At 72.4% G+C, this 17,477-nt stretch carries 16 protein-coding genes; 7 read left to right on the top strand and 9 right to left on the bottom strand.

The window, feature by feature from the left end; all coding sequences use genetic code 11:
* Positions 1-25: 25 nt before the first annotated feature.
* Both ACIGYR_RS32080 and ACIGYR_RS32075 read right to left on the bottom strand, forming a co-directional pair.
* The gene (locus ACIGYR_RS32080) at positions 26-2,416 is read right to left on the bottom strand and encodes an ATP-binding cassette domain-containing protein (protein ID WP_399605877.1); all 2,391 of its coding nucleotides are present in this window, start codon (positions 2,414-2,416) and stop codon (positions 26-28) included.
* Positions 2,417-2,603: 187 nt separating this feature from the next.
* A complete protein-coding gene (locus ACIGYR_RS32075; protein WP_399605879.1) occupies positions 2,604-3,497 on the bottom strand; it encodes a phosphotransferase family protein in 894 nt (297 codons plus the stop codon).
* Positions 3,498-3,934: 437 nt separating this feature from the next.
* On the opposite strand from ACIGYR_RS32075, the gene ACIGYR_RS32070 reads away from it, so the two are divergent.
* The 3 genes from ACIGYR_RS32070 to ACIGYR_RS32060 all read left to right on the top strand — a co-directional run bounded on the left by ACIGYR_RS32070 (position 3,935) and on the right by ACIGYR_RS32060 (position 5,564).
* Entirely contained in the window at positions 3,935-4,423 is a 489-nt protein-coding gene (locus ACIGYR_RS32070) for a helix-turn-helix domain-containing protein (RefSeq protein ID WP_399605881.1), read from the top strand.
* An 81-nt stretch (positions 4,424-4,504) separates the two neighbouring features.
* Positions 4,505-5,107, top strand: coding sequence for a hypothetical protein (locus tag ACIGYR_RS32065; protein ID WP_399605883.1), 603 nt, complete (start codon positions 4,505-4,507; stop codon positions 5,105-5,107).
* A 109-nt stretch (positions 5,108-5,216) separates the two neighbouring features.
* The gene (locus tag ACIGYR_RS32060) at positions 5,217-5,564 is read left to right on the top strand and encodes a DUF2516 family protein (protein WP_391846443.1); all 348 of its coding nucleotides are present in this window, start codon (positions 5,217-5,219) and stop codon (positions 5,562-5,564) included.
* A gap of 294 nt (positions 5,565-5,858) precedes the next feature.
* On the opposite strand, the gene ACIGYR_RS32055 is transcribed toward ACIGYR_RS32060, so the two are convergent.
* From ACIGYR_RS32055 to ACIGYR_RS32045, 3 genes are all read right to left on the bottom strand, one after another.
* Complete coding sequence (locus ACIGYR_RS32055) at positions 5,859-7,160, bottom strand: PP2C family protein-serine/threonine phosphatase (RefSeq protein ID WP_399605886.1); 1,302 nt, start codon at positions 7,158-7,160, stop codon at positions 5,859-5,861.
* A gap of 379 nt (positions 7,161-7,539) precedes the next feature.
* On the bottom strand, positions 7,540-8,631 hold the full coding sequence (locus ACIGYR_RS32050) for an NlpC/P60 family protein (protein ID WP_399605888.1): 1,092 nt from the start codon (positions 8,629-8,631) through the stop codon (positions 7,540-7,542).
* A 234-nt stretch (positions 8,632-8,865) separates the two neighbouring features.
* Entirely contained in the window at positions 8,866-9,651 is a 786-nt protein-coding gene (locus ACIGYR_RS32045; protein WP_391846448.1) for a class I SAM-dependent methyltransferase, read from the bottom strand.
* A 261-nt stretch (positions 9,652-9,912) separates the two neighbouring features.
* On the opposite strand from ACIGYR_RS32045, the gene mshA reads away from it, so the two are divergent.
* Both mshA and ACIGYR_RS32035 read left to right on the top strand, forming a co-directional pair.
* Entirely contained in the window at positions 9,913-11,283 is a 1,371-nt protein-coding gene (mshA, locus tag ACIGYR_RS32040) for a D-inositol-3-phosphate glycosyltransferase (protein ID WP_399605891.1), read from the top strand.
* Positions 11,276-11,776, top strand: a complete 501-nt coding sequence (locus ACIGYR_RS32035) for a YbjN domain-containing protein (protein WP_391846451.1) — start codon at positions 11,276-11,278, stop codon at positions 11,774-11,776. Before mshA ends, ACIGYR_RS32035 begins: the two co-directional genes overlap by 8 nt.
* A 19-nt stretch (positions 11,777-11,795) precedes the next feature.
* On the opposite strand, the gene ACIGYR_RS32030 is transcribed toward ACIGYR_RS32035, so the two are convergent.
* Complete coding sequence (locus ACIGYR_RS32030) at positions 11,796-12,371, bottom strand: hypothetical protein (RefSeq protein WP_399605894.1); 576 nt, start codon at positions 12,369-12,371, stop codon at positions 11,796-11,798.
* Positions 12,372-12,509: 138 nt separating this feature from the next.
* Between ACIGYR_RS32030 and ACIGYR_RS32025 the strand changes: the two genes are divergently transcribed.
* Positions 12,510-14,159 carry a glycosyl hydrolase family 28-related protein gene (locus ACIGYR_RS32025; RefSeq protein ID WP_399605897.1) on the top strand — a complete coding sequence of 550 codons (1,650 nt, stop codon included), beginning with the start codon at positions 12,510-12,512 and terminating at the stop codon, positions 14,157-14,159.
* On the opposite strand, the gene ACIGYR_RS32020 is transcribed toward ACIGYR_RS32025, so the two are convergent.
* On the bottom strand, positions 14,138-14,935 hold the full coding sequence (locus ACIGYR_RS32020; protein ID WP_399605899.1) for an AraC family transcriptional regulator: 798 nt from the start codon (positions 14,933-14,935) through the stop codon (positions 14,138-14,140). The two genes, ACIGYR_RS32025 and ACIGYR_RS32020, sit on opposite strands and share 22 nt — an antisense overlap.
* A 49-nt stretch (positions 14,936-14,984) precedes the next feature.
* Here ACIGYR_RS32020 and ACIGYR_RS32015 point away from each other — a divergent pair, with 49 nt between their 5' ends.
* Positions 14,985-15,446 carry a DUF2000 family protein gene (locus ACIGYR_RS32015; RefSeq protein WP_399605902.1) on the top strand — a complete coding sequence of 154 codons (462 nt, stop codon included), beginning with the start codon at positions 14,985-14,987 and terminating at the stop codon, positions 15,444-15,446.
* A gap of 121 nt (positions 15,447-15,567) precedes the next feature.
* Here ACIGYR_RS32015 and ACIGYR_RS32010 read toward each other — a convergent pair whose 3' ends face one another.
* Positions 15,568-16,041 (bottom strand): carboxymuconolactone decarboxylase family protein, encoded by a 474-nt coding sequence (locus tag ACIGYR_RS32010; RefSeq protein ID WP_391846460.1) that lies wholly within the window; start codon positions 16,039-16,041, stop codon positions 15,568-15,570.
* Between the two features lie 177 nt (positions 16,042-16,218).
* Positions 16,219-17,472: an MDR family MFS transporter gene (locus tag ACIGYR_RS32005; RefSeq protein ID WP_399605905.1), complete on the bottom strand. Its 1,254-nt coding sequence runs from the start codon at positions 17,470-17,472 to the stop codon at positions 16,219-16,221.
* Positions 17,473-17,477 lie beyond the last annotated feature (5 nt).

Genomic DNA, 17,477 nt, shown 5'->3' with positions numbered 1-17,477 from the left:
CCGGACGGCTCGCGCCCCGGACGGCTCACGCCCCGACGTACGCCGCCAGGTGCTCACCCGTGAGGGTGGAGCGGGCTGCGACGAGGTCGGCCGGGGTGCCCTCGAAGACGACGCGACCGCCGTCGTGGCCGGCACCCGGACCGAGGTCGACGATCCAGTCGGCATGGGCCATGACCGCCTGGTGGTGCTCCACGACGATCACCGACTTGCCGGAGTCGACCAGACGGTCGAGGAGGCCGAGGAGCTGCTCGACGTCGGCCAGGTGCAGGCCCGTGGTCGGCTCGTCCAGAACGTAGACGCCGCCCTTGTCGGCCATGTGCGTGGCCAGCTTGAGGCGCTGGCGCTCACCGCCGGAGAGGGTGGTGAGCGGCTGGCCCAGGGTGAGGTAGCCGAGGCCCACGTCGGACATCCGCTGGAGGATCCTGTGGGCGGCCGGGGTGCGCGCCTCCCCGGTGCCGAAGAACTCCTCGGCCTCGGTCACCGACATCGCCAGCACCTCCGCGATGTTCCGCCCGCCGAAGGTGTACTCCAGCACCGAGGTCTGGAAGCGCCTGCCCTCGCACTCCTCGCAGGTCGTCGTGACACCGGCCATCATCGCCAGGTCGGTGTAGACGACACCGGCGCCGTTGCAGGTGGGGCAGGCGCCCTCGGAGTTGGCGCTGAACAGGGCGGGCTTCACGTCGTTGGCCTTGGCGAACGCCTTGCGGATCGGTTCCAGCAGCCCGGTGTACGTCGCCGGGTTGCTGCGCCGTGAGCCGCGGATCGGGGCCTGGTCGACGGACACCACCTCCGCGCCGGCCGGGATCGACCCGTGCACGAGCGAGCTCTTGCCGGAGCCGGCGACCCCGGTGACGACACACAGCACGCCCAGGGGGATGTCGACGTCGACGTTCCGCAGGTTGTGCGCCGTCGCCCCGCGGATCTCCAGGGAGCCCGTCGGCTTGCGCACCGTGTCCTTCACCGCGGCCCGGTCGTCGAGGTGACGGCCGGTCAGGGTGCCGCTCGCCCGCAGCTCCTGCACGGTGCCCTCGAAACAGACTGTGCCGCCCGCCGTACCGGCGCCGGGGCCGAGGTCGACGACGTGGTCGGCGATCGCGATGGCCTCCGGTTTGTGCTCCACGACCAGCACCGTGTTGCCCTTGTCGCGCAGCCGCAGCAGCAGCTCGTTCATCCGCTGGATGTCGTGCGGGTGCAGCCCGATGGTGGGCTCGTCGAAGACGTACGTCACATCGGTGAGCGAGGAGCCGAGGTGGCGGATCATCTTCACGCGCTGCGCCTCACCGCCCGACAGCGTGCCCGCCGGCCGGTCCAGGGAGAGATAGCCGAGCCCGATCTCCACGAACGAGTCGAGGGTGTGCCGCAGCGACGCGAGCAGTGGCGCCACCGACGGTTCGGCCAGGGACCGCACCCACTCGGCCAGGTCGCTGATCTGCATGGCGCAGGCGTCGGCGATGCTGACGCCCTCGATCTTCGAGGACCGGGCCGCCTCGGTGAGCCGGGTGCCCTCGCACTCCGGGCACACGGCGAAGGTGACCGCACGGTCCACGAACGCCCGGATGTGGGGCTGCATGCCCTCCCGGTCCTTGGCGAGCATCGACTTCTGGATCCGCGGGACCAGCCCCTCGTAGGTCATGTTGATGCCCGCGATCTTCATCCGGGTCGGCGCGCGGTACAGGAAGTCGTCCAGCTGCCGCTTGGTGAACGTGCGGATCGGCTTGTCCGGGTCGTACAGCCCGCACTCGGTGTAGAGGCGGTGGTTCCAGCCGCCCGTCTTGTAGCCGGGGACGGTGAGCGCGCCCTCGTTGAGGGACAGCGAGTCGTCGAACAGCTGGGTGAGGTCCAGGTCGGAGACCGTGCCCCGGCCCTCGCAGCGCGGGCACATCCCGCCGGTGACGCTGAACTCGCGGCGCTCCTTCACCGTCTTCCCGCCGCGTTCCACGCTGACCGCGCCGGCTCCGCTGATCGAGGCGACGTTGAAGGAGAACGCCTTGGGCGAGCCGATGTGCGGGGTGCCGAGCCGGCTGAAGAGGATGCGCAGCATCGCGTGGGCGTCGGTGGCGGTGCCGACCGTGGAGCGCGGGTCGGCGCCCATCCGCTGCTGGTCGACGATGATCGCGGTGGTCAGCCCGTCGAGCACGTCGACGTCGGGCCGGCCCAGCGTGGGCATGAAGCCCTGGACGAACGCGCTGTACGTCTCGTTGATCATCCGCTGCGACTCCGCGGCGATGGTGTCGAACACCAGCGAGCTCTTGCCCGAGCCGGACACGCCCGTGAACACGGTCAGCCGCCGCTTGGGGATCTCGACGCTGACGTCCCTGAGGTTGTTCTCGCGCGCGCCGTGCACGCGGATCAGCTCGTGGCTGTCGGCGACGTGCGGGTCGTTCGCCGGTGCGTCGGTCCTCATGGTCATGTTCATCGTCTCTCCGTCCGGGGGCCGCCTCCGCCACGCTAACCGCGACGGCCCGATCGGGGCTTCTCGATTCCTGACCGGATCGCCGATTGCGGCCGGGGAGGGGCCGGGAGAGGCCGGGTGCGGCCGGGGCCGGCTCCGCGAGGCCGCGTCGGGCCCGGATCTCCGGCAGACGCCGTACAGGGATCCGCGCCTACATCCTGAGCGCGAGTTCTCGTGCGTGGTCGGCTGCCGCCGGTCCACGGCTCGGGTCCGGCGCCTCGCAGAGGAAGACGAGCGCCAGCATCAGCGCGGCGTCCAGCCGGCACACGGACAGGCACGGATCACTGTCGGGCGGAACCGGTGCCGTCCTCGCGTATCCGCTGCGGATCGCTTCCACGTCGAGCTCGTTCTCCGGGTACCGGGCGTACTCGACCAGGCGCCCGAACTCCAACGAGGGAGCCCCGAGCAGGGCGTTCGACCAGTCCAGCAGGGCGACGGGCCGCCCCTGCCGGCACCGGACGTTGTCGCTGCGGACGTCGAGGTGGACGAGGCTGTTCTCGGTGAGGCCGGCGAGTCGTCCGGCGATCAGGGACGCGTCCGGCGGTTCGGGCCAGTCGTCGACGACGCGCCCGATCCGGGCCCAACGGCGCCCGATCCGTTCGGTGATCGCACGCGCCGTGGAGACGCCCTCCGACGCGACGGGCGTCAGCGGCGGCGGCGGCACCCGATGGAGCCGGGCGAGGAGTCGCCCGAGCGCGTAGGAGTCAAGGCCCGTCCCGTCATCAGGGACGTAGGCGGACAGCAGCACGTCAGGGGAGGCCGGCTCGTCCGCCAGGAAGAGTTCCCTCGCCTCCGCCACCGGCAGCCCGTGGGCGGCCAGGTGCCTCGCGATCTCGTACTCCTGACGGAGCAGGGCCCGGGTGTCCACCTGGGCGTCATTGGCGTTCGAGTCGAATCGCCGGTGCGCCAGACGTAGCGCGACGGGCCGCCCGTCGCGCCCCCGGGCCCGGTAGACGGAGAATTCCAGCCCCTGGCCGACCAGTTCCAGGCCGCTCAGGCCCCACCGTCCGGCCAGACTCTCCAACCTGGCGAAGCGCTCACTCATCACGGGTCACCATCGTGCTCGCACTCCCCTCGTCCCGTCTCAGTGAAGGTGGATCACGTCGAGGCCGTCACCAGCGGTGGGCCGTCTTGAGTGAGACGCGGTGCGGCCCGGCGTCTTCGGTCAGTCCGAGAAGGGCGCGCCCTGCGCCGTCTCGCGCTCGGCGGCGAACTCGTGGGGGGAGCTCGAACAGGACCTGGTGCCGACGAACAGTACTTCGCCGCTGCCGCATGCGCCTTGGTATCCGGCATGTCCCTCATCGATCACGATGCGGGCGGTTCGTGAGGGTCACTGCGGAAGAGCCGCGCCGGTTTCACCAGAGACTGCCTTAACTCCGCAGAGACGGGACACCAGCGCACAGGAGCCTTCGCGACCCCGGGCGACACACTCTTGCAAGCGGGTGCTTGCAATTGTTAGCGAGGGTGGGGCAAGGTGGAGGCATGGCATCGCTGAACGTCGGCAACCTCGGTGAGTACCTGCGCGAGCAGCGGCGGAACGCCCAGCTGTCGCTGCGGCAACTCGCCGACGCCGCCGGGGTGTCCAATCCGTACCTGAGCCAGATCGAGCGCGGGCTGCGCAAGCCCAGCGCGGAGGTGCTCCAGCAGGTCGCCAAGGCCCTGCGCATCTCCGCCGAGACGTTGTACGTCCGCGCCGGCATCCTCGACGCCGAGCGGGACCGTGACGAGGTGGAGACGCGCGCCGTCGTCCTCGCCGATCCCTCGCTCAACGAGCGGCAGAAGCAGGTGCTGCTCCAGATCTACGAGTCCTTCCGCAAGGAGAACGGATTCGGGATCGGCGAGAGCACCGCGGGCGAGGCGGACGGGGACGGAGCCGTGCACCAGGGGACCGGCGGCGCCGGCCGTACGGCCGGCGGAGGCGATGCCGCCGTGAATGACACGGACGCCGGTCCGCGGCGGACGGCCGGGTAACGCCGGACCAGGGCTCCGGACGCCCGCCGCGGACCACACCAACCCAGTCGAACGCGAATCCGATCCGGGAGGACCCTCACCATGGCCATCACCGACGACCTGCGCAAGACCCTCAGCGACCCGACCCCGTTCTACTTCGCCGCCGGCACCGCCGACCTGGCGCTTCAGCAGGCCAAGAAGGTGCCGGCCCTGGTCGAGCAGCTGCGTGTCGAGGCCCCGGCCCGCATCGAGGCCGTGCGCAACACCGACCCGAAGGCCGTGCAGGAGAAGGCCGCCGCACGTGCCAAGGAGGCCCAGGAGAGCCTCCAGACCAAGGTCAACGAGTTCATCGGCGCCCTCGACGTCGACCTGAAGAAGCTCGGCGAGACCGCCCAGGACCTCGCCCTGCGCAGTGTCGGCGTCGCCGCCGAGTACGCCGTCCGGGCCCGCGAGACCTACGAGAAGGTCGCCGAGCACGGCGAGCAGGCCGTGAAGACCTGGCGCGGCGAGGCCGCCGAGGAGATCGAGGACCTGGCGATCGTCGTCGAGGGCAAGCCCGAGCCGGTCGAGCTCAAGGACGACGAGCCGAAGCCGGGCGAGGTCAGGGCCGAGTCGGCCGCGGACAAGAAGCCCGTGGCGAAGAAGGCGCCGACCACCCGCAAGACCACCGCCACCACGAAGAAGCCCACCCCGCCGGCCATGTGACCGGGACCGGCGAGACGCGTGCGGGCCGGGCACCTTTGGGGTGTCCGGCCCGTTCTATGGGTACGGTGGCGGCGTATCAGGGATCGGGATTCAACGGGCGGTGGGCAGCATGCTGATGTTGGGCTTCGCGGGGTTCATGGGCATCCTGAAGATCATTTTGATGGCCCTGGCCGCGTTCGGGCTGTTCGACGCCGCGTTCCGGCGTGAGGACGCCTTTCGCGCGGCCGGCAAGCAGAACAAGGTCTTCTGGCTGATCATCCTCGGCATCGCGCTCGTGGTCAGCTATCTGTTCTCGCTCCTGTCCATCCTGCCGATCGCCGGCGCGGTCGCGAGCATCGTGTACATCGTGGACGTACGCCCCGCGCTCACGCAGGTCGGCGGAGGCCGTGGCTGGGGCCGCCGCGGAAGGGGCAGCAGCAGTGACGGTCCCTATGGGCCGTGGAACGGTGGCCGTTAGCGGCCTCCCGCCGAGGGGGTGCTTCGCCGTCGCCGGCCGCGGGCCGTCCGTGGCTTGTCGCGCCGTTACCCACGCCCCTGAGGCGAGCCGCCGCTCGCCTGCCCGAGGGGCGTGGGCGCGGGGCCCGGGGAACGCGCGCAGAGCCCCGCTCACCGGCGCCCCGGGTGAGTCCCGCTCGCCGGTACCTCGGGGCGCTCGCCCGTGTCCCGGGTGAGTCCCGCTCGCCGGTACCCCGGGCGACTCCCGCTCACCGGCGACCGGTGAGGGTGGGGCTCCCCTAGGGCTCGACCCCGCTCACGCCGCCCGGTCCAGCAGTACGACCGCCACGTCGTCGGTCAGCTCGCCGCCGTTGAGATCGCGGACCTCACTGACCGCCGCCCGCAGCAGCTCCTCCCCGCGCAGCCCCTCGGAGAGCTGGCGGCGGATCATCGCCAGCATGCCGTCCTGGCCGAGCCGCTCGCCGTCCGTGCCGACCCGGCCCTCGATCAGGCCGTCGGTGTAGAGCATCAGGCTCCACTCGGCGCCCAGCTCCACCTGCATCCGCGGCCAGCGGGCACCGGGCAGCAGACCCAGGGCGGGGCCGTTGTTGTCGTACGGGAGCAGCCGCGCCGGCCGGCCCGGGCGGGCGATCAGCGGAGCCGGATGGCCGGCCAGGCACAGGCCCGCGCGGCGGCCGTCGGGGGCGATGTCCACCGTGCACAGCGTCGCGAAGATCTCGTCGTCGGCGCGCTCGTGCTCCAGCACCTGCTGGAGGGTGTTCAGCAGCTCGTCCCCGCACAGCCCGGCCAGGGTCAGCGCCCGCCACGCGATGCGCAGCTCCACCCCGAGCGCGGCCTCGTCCGGGCCGTGCCCGCAGACGTCGCCGATCATGGCGTGCACGGTGCCGTCCGGGGTGCGGACGGCGTCGTAGAAGTCGCCGCCGAGCAGGGCCCGGGAGCGGCCCGGGCGGTAGCGGGCGGCGAACCGCAGCGCGGAGCCCTCCAGCAGCGGGGTGGGCAGCAGGCCACGCTCCAGGCGACGGTTCTCCTGCGCACGCAGCTTGCCCTCGGCGAGCCGCCGCTCGGCCGTGTCGGAACGCTTCCGCTCCACCGCGTAGCGAATGGCGCGGCTGAGCAGCCTGCCGTCCAGCTCGTCCCGGAACAGGTAGTCCTGGGCGCCGACGCGCACGGCCTCGGCGCCGCGCTCGGCGTCGCCGGAGGCGGTCAGCGCGAGCACGGCATGCCGGGGCGCGAGCTGGAGGACGTGCTTGAGCACGGCCAGCTCGTCGTCGGTGTCCCTGCCACCCGGCGCCGGGAGCGCCAGGTCCAGCAGGATGCAGTGGACGTCGTCGGTGAGCAGCCGCTCGGCCTCGGTGAGGTTGCGGGCGGTGCGCACGCGGATCGGCTTGCCGGCCGGGTCCAGCAGTTCGGGCACGATCGGCGAGCCGGCCGGATCGTCCTCGATCAGCAACAGGGTGAGAGTGGCGCCGGTGCCGTTCACGGCCGCGGCGTCGCGGTGGGCCTCTTCCTTGAGGGGGCCGCCTGCTGTGTGGGCGGCCTGCGCCTGACCACTCTCCACGGCCGGGATCGCTCTCTGCCGCGGTACGGGTACGGGCATCGTCTTGGGTTCCTTCCCTCCCCCCGAGGGCACGGCGGTGTCGAGGGGTCTCGACCCACCGACCGGGACCATAGCGGCTACGACCGCCCCGATGGAATGGTGTGAGCCGCGTCGCTCCGGCGCCCGCCGCTGTCATATGCCGCGTTCCATACCGCAGTTGGACACGTCGACGGCCCGAAGGGGATGACGAAGCTCACGTCCGGGGGGAGTTTGGGTGAGAAGGGCCGTGCGGTGGGTCACATGACGTGCGTCACCGGGCACATGGGCGAACGCCCACGCCGTGCCGCGCCGCCGCACGGCACGCACGGTCAGGTCACACCTCACGCCTCATGCGTCCGGTCACGCCTCACGCGTCACGCCTCATACGTCCGGTCACGCCTCACGCGTCCGGTCGTACGACCCCCAGGATGGGCATCGAGCCGGCGCCCGCGATCGTCACCGTGCGCCCGGGGCGGGGAGCGTGGATGATCGCGCCGTCACCGATGTACATCGCGACATGGCTGGCGTCGCCGAAGTAGATGATGAGGTCACCGGGGCGCATGTCCTTGACGTCGACGTGCGGGAGCTGCTTCCACTGCTCCTGCGAGGTGCGCGGGACGGCGTGGCCGGCCGTCGCCCAGGCTTGGGAGGTCAGGCCCGAGCAGTCGAAGGAGTCCGGCCCCTCGGCGCCCCACACGTACGGCTTGCCGAGCTGCTCGGTGGCGTACTTCACGGCCTTCTCGCCCTGCACGGACGCCTTGCCGCCGACGTCCTTGAGGGCGCCGGTGTCCAGCCAGGCGGTCTGCGCCTTGTCCGCGGCCTCCCGCTCCAGTTGGGCGAGCCGCTCCTTCTCCTTCTTCTCCAGCTGGGATTCCAGCTTCTCCGCCGCGTCGATCTGCTTCTCGATCTTCTTCTTGGCGGCGGCCTTGGCCTTGCGGTTGGCGTCCAGCTTCTTCCACCGGGCGGAGGCGTCGGCGGCGTACTCCCGCAACTCCTTCTGCGTGCGGTTCATTTCGGCCATCAGTTTGGTCGCCGCCTGCTGGCCCTGGAGCACCCGGCCGGCGCCGTCCAGGAACTGCCCCGGGTCGTCGCTGAGCAGGAACTGGGCGGTGGACGACAGGCCGCCGGTGCGGTACTGGTCCCGGGCCGCGGCGCCCGCCTGGTTCGTGAGCCTGTCCAGGTGCTGCCGGCCCTGGTCGATCTTCTTCGCCAGCGCCACGATCTCGGTGGACTGCTTCTCGGCCTTCTCCTCGGCCGCGTTGTAGGCGTCGGTGGCCACGGCGGCGTCGTGGTAGAGGGTGTCGAGCTTCTCGCGGATCTCCTCAAGGTCCTTGCCGGGCCGCGGAGTCGGTGCGGGCGTCGGCGAACCGCCGGTCGTCGGTGTGGGGGTGGGAGCGGGGGCCGCGAACGCCGTGCCCGGTGCCGCGAGGACGGTCACCGCGCACACCACGGTCAGGGCGGCCGTGAGGAGGCCGCGCTTGCCCGAACCCATACCTCTTCCCCCAAACTGATTTACCGTCAGTAACTTGGTCGTCCGAGGGATCGTGCCATGGCCGCGCGCAAAGCGACAGAGGCCGTCGGAAACCGGAATTCCCCCACCGACCGCCGGATATGACGATCTCTCTTCGGTGTGACGAACGACGCACGCGGAGCGTTCCCCGGGTCCGCCGGCGGGCGCGGGGCGCCGACGCGTCCGCGGGGCACCCCGCGCGCCGGCGCCGGGCGGTCAGCGGGCCGGCGCCAACGCCTCCCAGGCCACGGTGACTTCGCCCTGCCGCCAGCGGGCCGGGGAGTCCGTCACCGGCCAGTCGGCCGTCAGGTCCCGTACCGCGCGGATCCAGCGCTGCCGGGCGCCGTAGGAGGCGTAGGGGGCGGCGGCGGCCCAGGCGCGGTCGAAGTCGCGGAGGAAGGCGTGCACCGGCTCACCCGGGACGTTGCGGTGGATCAGCGCCTTCGGCAGGCGCTCGGCGAGGTCGGAGGGGCGGCCCAGCGAGCCCAGCCGGGTGGCGAAGGTGACCGTGCGGGGGCCTTCGGGGCCGAGCGCCACCCACACGTGGCGGCGGCCGATCTCGTCGCAGGTGCCCTCCACCAGCAGGCCGCCGCGCGAGCCGCCGCCCGCCGGGGCGAGCCGCGCGCACAGCCGCTCCCACACCGCGGCGACCTCGGCCTCGTCGTACTGCCGCAGCACGTTGGCGGCCCGGATGAGCGGCGGGCGCCCGGGCACCGGTATCTCGAAGCCGCCGTGCCGGAAGGTGAGCCCCTCCCGCTCGTACGGTCGCGCCGCCGCCACCCGTTCCGGTTCGATCTCGATGCCGACCACGCGCGCGCGGGGAGCGGCGGTGCGCAGCCGGCCGAGCAGTTCCACGGCGGTCCAGGGCGCGGCGCCGTAACCGAGGTCGATCGCCACCGGGTCGGCGGCGCGCCGCAGCTCGGCGCCGTGCACGGCCGCGATCCAGCGGTCCATGCGGCGCAGCCGGTTGGGGTTGGTCGTCCCGCGCGTCACCGTTCCCACGATGGGGGTCCCCCCGGCCGAGCGAAGCCGGGAGTGACGGAGGGTCGCTGCGCGGGCTGTCATACGTACGAGGGTAGGCGGGGCGCGGGCCCCTGACGCCCGGACCGATGGCGGCCCCGGCGGGGCGGTTGAGCCCCGCCTGGTAATGGTTCGGTAAAGACGCTTGATCGGGAAATGGCAGGGCACCCCCTCGCTGTTGCACCCCCTTGGAGGGCGCGGTGGGCCCTCCCGAGGCATGCCCGCAGCAAGGAGGACCGCCACGTGAGCCAGTACGTCAGCAGGCTCGGGCGCCGCTCCCCGTCGGCCGCCGGGCGGCTCCGGCTGTACCGCAGGCCCCGGCGGGTCGCCATGCTCTCCGTGCACACCTCGCCGCTCCACCAGCCCGGCACGGGCGACGCGGGCGGCATGAACGTCTACATCGTGGAGCTGGCCCAGCGGCTGGCCGCGATCAACATCGAGGTCGAGATCTTCACCCGGGCCACGGCCGGCGGCCTGCCCCCGGTCGTGGAGCTGGCTCCCGGCGTCCTCGTCCGGCACGTCGACGCGGGGCCCTACGAGGGCCTCGCCAAGGAGGACCTCCCGGCCCAGCTGTGCGCCTTCACACACGGCGTCATGCAGGCGTGGGCCGGCCACCGCCCCGGCTACTACGACCTCGTCCATTCCCACTACTGGCTCTCCGGCCACGTCGGCTGGCTGGCCGCCCAGCGCTGGGGAGTCCCCCTGGTGCACGCCATGCACACCATGGCCAAGGTCAAGAACGCCAACCTCGCCGACGGCGACACCCCCGAACCGGCCGCCCGGGTCATCGGCGAGACCCAGATCGTGGCCGCCGCCGACCGGCTCATCGCCAACACCGCCGAGGAAGCCGACGAGCTGGTCCGGCACTACGCGGCCGACCCCGCCAAGGTGGCCGTCGTCCACCCCGGGGTGAACCTGGAGCGCTTCCGCCCCCTCCCCGGAGCCGGCCCGCAGGGCTCCACCGCGCCCGGCTCCCGCGCCGCCGCCCGCGCCCGCCTCGGGCTCCCGCAGGACGCCCTCATCCCGCTCTTCGCGGGCCGCATACAGCCCCTGAAGGCGCCGGACGTCCTGCTGCGCGCCGTGGCCGTCCTGCTGGAGGAGCGCCCCGAACTGCGCTCCCGTATCCAGGTCCCGGTCGTCGGCGGTCCCAGCGGCAGCGGGCTCGCCAAGCCGGAGGGCCTGCAGAAGCTCGCGGCCCGGCTGGGCGTCGCGGACGTCGTGCGGTTCCGTCCGCCGGTCGGCCAGGAGCAGCTGGCGGACTGGTTCCGGGCCGCGTCCGTCCTCGTCATGCCGTCGTACAGCGAGTCCTTCGGTCTGGTCGCCATAGAGGCGCAGGCGGCGGGGACCCCGGTGCTCGCCGCCTCGGTCGGCGGTCTGCCGGTGGCCGTGCGCGACGGTGAGACCGGCTTCCTCGTCGAGGGTCACGATCCGGCCGACTACGCGCGCGTGCTGGCCCGTTTCGCCGACGAGCCGGCTCTCTCGGCGCGCATGGGGCAGGCCGCCGCCCGGCACGCCCAGTCCTTCGGCTGGGACACGGCCGCCGGTGCCACCGCCGACGTCTACACGGCCGCGACCCAGTCCCACCGTCGTCGCGTACGCTCCCACCATGGGTGATGTCGAGAAGGCCGGACAGGTCCTGGAGGGCGTCCTGGAGGACGCCGAACTGGAGTGGGAGAGCTCCGGGCCCGGGAACTACGTGGTCAAGCTCCCCGGTACCCGCAAGCTGTCCACGACGGTGTCCTTCCTCGTCGGACGGCACTCCTTGTCGCTGAACGCCTTCGTCATCCGCCACCCCGACGAGAACGAGCCGGGCGTCCACCGCTGGCTGCTGGAGCGCAACCTCAAGCTGTACGGCGTGAGCTACGCCGTCGACCGCCTCGGTGATATCTACGTCACCGCCCGCCTGCCCCTCGCCTCCGTCACCCCCGACGAGATCGACCGCATCCTCGGCCAGGTCCTGGAGGCGGCCGACGGCGCCTTCAACACCCTGCTGGAACTGGGCTTCGCCTCCTCGATCCGCCGGGAGTACGAGTGGCGGGTGTCCCGGGGCGAGTCGACACGGAACCTGGACGCGTTCGCGCATCTGACGCGGCGTCCGGCCGACTGACCCCGGGCCGGCGGGACGGTCAGGAGGGGTCCGGCTCGGGCTGCGCGCTGCCGCCGCTCTTGTCGAGTGCGTCGGCGAAGGCCCTGAGGGCGTCGGCCAGTTCCTTCTTGGTCGGCAGCTGATCGACCTTCTTGTCGAGTTCCGTGATGCGCCGGTTCAGCTCGGCCAGATCGCCGGAAGAGGTGGGCGCCGGGCTCGGCCCGGTGCCTCCGGTGCCGTCGCCGTCAGTGCCACCGCTGCCGGCGGAGCCCCCGCCGACGGTGGAGCCGTCGCCGTCGGTCCCGCCGCTGCCGGTGGAGCCCCCGCCGATGGTGGTGCCCCCGTCGTCGGTCCCGCCGTCGCTGCCGTTCACGCCGACGGTGCCCCCGTCGTCGGTGCCCGCGGAGTCCCCGTCCGGCGGGACGGTGCTCGTGACCCCGTGCCGGGGGCGGGAGTCGTCGCCCGACGTCGCCGCCAGGGCCACCCCGACGCTCAGGCCGACCAGGGCCACGGCACCCGCGACGGCGGTCGTGAGCCGTCTCAGCGGCAGGGGACGGGACTTGATGGATGGATCGCGAGGAGTCTGCGCTTCCTGTGCTTTCTGTAGGTCATCCATGGCGGGGACGCTAACCCGTCGCGATCACCGGACGGAGGACTTCCGCGCGACTCTTCCCCGCCGAGGCCCGCTGATGGCATGCTCACCGCCAACGCACTCCTGAACCGCATTCACATCCATGAATTGAGGCGGGTGGACATGAGCAACGCGCACCTCCCCAGACGGGCCCTGCTCGCGGGCGCGACCGCGGTGGCGCTGGGCGCCGCGACCGGCACCGCCCGGGCAGCGCGACCGCCGAGCCTCTGGCGGGAGTTCACCCGCACCCCGCTCACCCACCCGCAGATCCCCTACATCGGCCGGGCGGGCTACCGGGGCGGAGCCACCCGCTTCACCCGGCCCCGGACCGTCGCCGACGTCACCGAGTACGGCGCCGTACCCGACGGCACCACGGACTGCGCCCCCGCCATCAACCGTGCCATCGCCGCAGCCGGAAGGGCCGGCGGTGGCACGGTCACCATCCCGCCCGGCACCTTCCGGATCGACGACGTCATCCGCATCGGCGACTCGAACGTGGTCCTGCGCGGTGCCGGCAGCGGCCGTACGACGCTGTACGCGACGAAGAACCTCACCGAGCTGATCGGCGCCTACGGCTCCCGCTACGGCGGCGACAAGTCCTCCTGGTCCTGGGCGGGCGGCCTCCTCTGGCTGGCCCCGCGCGCCCGCTACGACTCCCTGACCGCCGCCATCAAGGCCCGGGCCTGGCCCTTCGAGGGCTGGACCGGCAACCGGCGGGACGAGTGGACCACCCTGACGACCGTCGCACCGGCCAGGCAGGGCTCATGGACGGTCACGGTCGCCGACGCCTCCGCGCTGCGCCCGGGCCGGCTCGTCCTGCTCCGCCTCGCCGACGACCCCGCCCACACCCTCCTCCAGCACATGGCGGGCGGCGGCCCCGGTCCGGCGTCGTACGTCTGGGACGACAAGACGAAACTGACGTCCTACGTCCCCTACGAATGGCCCGTCCGCGTCACCCGCGTCCACGGCCGCCGCGTCACCTTGGAACGCCCCCTCCCGCTGGACCTCCGCCCGGCATGGGACCCCCGGCTGACCACGCACGCGGGGGAGTTGACCGGGTCGGGCGTCGAGGGCCTGACCCTGGAGGCGGTCGAGACCCCGCAGTCGCCCCACCTGCTCGACAAGGGCTACAACGGCGTCGTCCTGCAGTGCGCCTACGACTGCTGGGTGGACGACGTCACGGTCCGCCACGTCGACAACGGCTTCGGCCTGGTCGCCGCCTCCGCCTGCACCCTGCGCCGCACCCGGGTCGCCGGTCGCGGCTCGCATCACCCGTACTTCTGCCGCGAGGGCTCCCACGACAACCTGATCGAGGACTTCACCATCGAGGAGCGCACGGTCCCCGCACCCGCGGGCACCCAGCTGCACGGCATCAACGTCGAGGGCCTGTCCTCCTACAACGTCTGGTCGCGCGGCGACATGCGGATGGGCACCTTCGACAGCCACCGGGGTCTGCCCTTCGCCGACGTCCGCACCGACATCACGGTGAACAACGACGGCCGGCACGGCGGGGACGCCAGCGCCGGACCGCTGTTCGGCGCACGCTTCACCCACTGGAACATCCGGGTCACCAACGGCCGGGCCGGACTGATGAGGATCGACGGTCTCGCCCCGTACTCGGCGACGGTGGGACTGAACGAGGTCCGGGAGTTCGACCAGATCGACGTCCCCGACTTCACCGGCGACCTGCACTCCCGCCTGGAGCTGTACGGCACCACGGACGCCGTGCGCCCGCGCAACCTCCACGAAGCTCAGCGGGCCCTGCTCCGGTAGCGCCCCGGGGTGACCCCGACCAGTTTCTTGAAGTGCCGGGTGAGATGGGCCTGGTCGTAGAACCCGGTCAGCGACGCCACCTCGCCCGGGGGCACCCCGTCCAGGAGCAGCCGCCGGGCGCGGCCGACCCGCCGTGACATGAGGTACTGATGCGGGGCTATGCCGTACGCCCCGCTGAACGCCCGGACCAGATGCGCCGGATGGGCGTGCAGCAGGGCGGCGGCCTCCTCCAGCGCCACCCCTTCGACGACCCGCGTGTCCAGCAACTCCCGCAGCTCCCGGGCGACGACCGGGTCCTGGGACCGGCGCGGTGGACCGGTGCGGCGCCGCAGATGCCCGCGCAGCCGCTCCGCGACGAGGGTGAGCCTGCTCTCCGCCTCCAGTTCGTCACCGGGCCGGGCGAGGGCGGCGTGCAGCCGGCCGACGCGCAGCCGGAGCAGGGGATCGCGCAGATCGGGCGTGTCCACGGCCGGGCCGATCAGCTCGTCCCCGAGCCGGCTGCCGTCCAGGTAGACGACCCGTTTCCGGAAGCCGCCGGGAGTGGCCGGCGAGCCGTTGTGCGGAACGTGCGGTGGCAGCAGGGACACGGTGTCGTGCGGGGTGCCGTGCTCGTGCCGGTCCAGGTCGTACCGTACGGCCCCGTCGTCCACGATGAGCAGCGTCCAGGCGTCGTGGACGTGCATCGGATAGGCGTACTCGGTGAAGCGGGCGTGAAAGACCTCGGTGACGCCCGGGACCCGGGGACGCCACGCGGTGACTTCCTGCCCGGTGGCCATGCAAAGAACGTACAAGACGCCACCGCACGCCGACCGGCAGTCTCAGTCCATGAACGAGCCCCTGCACGAGTCGGTGAGCGCGCCCATGAGCACGGAACCCGTCCGCTTCGACACCAAGATCGCCGTACTGCTGCGTGCGGACCTGGAGTCCTGGCAGCGCCTGAACGTCACCGCGTTCCTGGTCAGCGGCCTGGGTACGACGGTCCCCGAGGTGATCGGGGAGCGGTACGAGGACGCGGACGGCGTCTCCTACCAGCCGATGTTCCGGCAGCCGGTGCTGGTCTTCGAGGGCACGAAGGAGACCCTGAAGGCGGCCCACGGCAGGGCACTGACCCGCGCCCTGCCGTGTGCGGTGTTCACGTCGGACCTGTTCGCCACGGGCAACGACCGCGACAACCGCGCGGCGGTCCGGGCCGTCCCGACGGCCGACCTGGACCTGGTGGGGCTGGCGGTGTACGGCCCCCGGAACGGCGTGGACAAGGTGCTGAAGGGCGCGCGGATGCATCCGTGAGTCCGGCTGACCCGTGAGTCCGGGTGCGTCCGGCGCCGGGGTGCGTCCGTGAGTCGGGGTGCGTCCGGCGCCGGGGTGCATCCGCGCGTCCGGCTGCACCCGTGAGCGCCGCTGTCCTTCCTCAGCCGAACATGCCGGGCACGTAGTCGCCCGCGGGCTGCTGGACCATGACGTTCACCCGGTTGTAGGCGTTGATCAGGGCGATGATGCCCACCAGGGCGGCGAGTTGCTCCTCGTCGTAGTGCTTGGCGGCGTTCGCCCACGCCTCGTCCGTGACCCCGCCGGCCGCGTCGGCGATGCGGGTGCCCTGCTCGGCCAGCTCCAGGGCGGCCCGCTCGGCGTCGGTGAAGACGGTGGCCTCGCGCCAGGCCGCGACCAGGTGCAGCCGCGTGGCCGTCTCACCGGCCGCGACGGCGTCCTTGGTGTGCATGTCGGTGCAGAACCCGCAGCCGTTGATCTGGCTGGCCCGGAGCTTGACCAGCTCCTGGGTGGCGGCCGGCAGCGGGGAATCGGCGATGGCCTTGCCCGCCGCGTTGAAGTGCTTGAAGACCTTGCCGACGACGGGGCTGGCGAAGAGGTTGAGGCGAGCGTCCATGACCTGCTCCTGGGTGGGTGCGGCTGCTTGCACCTCTCTGACGGACAGGCGCGGCCGGATGTGACACGGCCGGGAGTGAGCTGGATCACTGCCGCCCGGGTGACGCTGCCCCCCCGGGCGGTACGGACCGCCGCTCCCGTGCCGTTCAAGCGGTCCGGGCCGCCGCTCCCGTGCCGTTCAGGCGGTACGGACCTCCACCCCCGTGTCCGCCGGCACCGGCGCCGGGGCGGGGTGCTCCGGGGGCAGGCGCCGCATGAGGAGGCCGTAGCCGACCGCGGCCGCCGTGCCGACCGCCGCGCACATCCCCCACAGCCACTCCGCGCCGAGGCGGTCGATGACCGTGCCCGACATCAGCGGGGCGACCAGGGCGGCGACGGACCAGGACAGGGTGTACATGCCCTGGTAGCGCCCGCGGCCGTGCACGGGGGAGAGGCGGACGACGAGGCCGGTCTGGATCGGGGCGTTGACGATCTCGGCCAGGGTCCACACGCACACGGTCAGCATGAAGACACCGACCGACCCGGCGAACGCGGTCAGTCCGAAGCCGTACCCGGCCAGGAGCGAGGAGGCGACCAGCAGCGTGCGCGGGTCGCGGTGCTCGATGAAGCGGGTGACGGGGAGCTGGAGCGCGACGATCAGGATGCCGTTGACGGCGATGGCCAGGCCGTAGTCGGCGGGGGAGAACCCGGCCCGCCCCATGGCCACCGGCAGCCCGACCGAGCCCTGCTGGAAGACCAGGGCGGCCAGGAAGGACAGTCCGACGACGGCCATGTACCGCCTGTCCCGCAGCACCGTGCCCAGCCTGACGTCCCCCTCCGCCTGCCGGGCCGTGGCCGTGGGCCGGGACTCCGGCAGCTTGGCGAAGACGACGAGCGCGCAGGCCAGGGTCATCCCGGCCTCGATCAGGAACCCGGCGAGATAGCTGAACTCGGCGATGAACCCGGCGGCCGCGGAAGAGACGGCGAAGCCCAGGTTGATGGCCCAGTAGTTGAGCGAGAAGGCGCGCACCCGGTCCTCGGGGCGGACGATGTCGGCCATCATCGCCTGCACGGCCGGCCGGGAGGCGTTGGAGGCCATGCCGACGACGAAGGCGACGGCGGCGATGGCGACCGGGGTGGTCATGAACCCCAGCAGGGCGACGGAGCCGGCGGTGGCGGTCTGGGCGATGAGCAGGGTGGGCCGCCTGCCGAGCCGGTCGGCCATCACCCCGGCGCCCAGCGAGGAGACGACCCCGCCGAGCCCGTGCAGGGAGGCGACGAGCCCGGCGTACGAGGCGGAGTAGCCGCGGTCGAGCGTGAGGTAGAGGGCCATGAACGTGGCCACGAAGGCACCCAGCCGGTTGACGAGGGTGCTGGTCCACAGCCACCAGAACTCCCGGGGGAGTCCGGAGACGGACTCCCGGACGGCACTTCTCACACGGGCTGGTGACATCGACG

The organism is Streptomyces sp. NPDC053076, from assembly GCF_044546845.1.
Taxonomy (GTDB): Bacteria; Actinomycetota; Actinomycetes; order Streptomycetales; family Streptomycetaceae; genus Streptomyces.
Note: the sequence above shows the minus strand (reverse complement) of the source record. Positions and strands in the feature narration are given on the sequence as shown.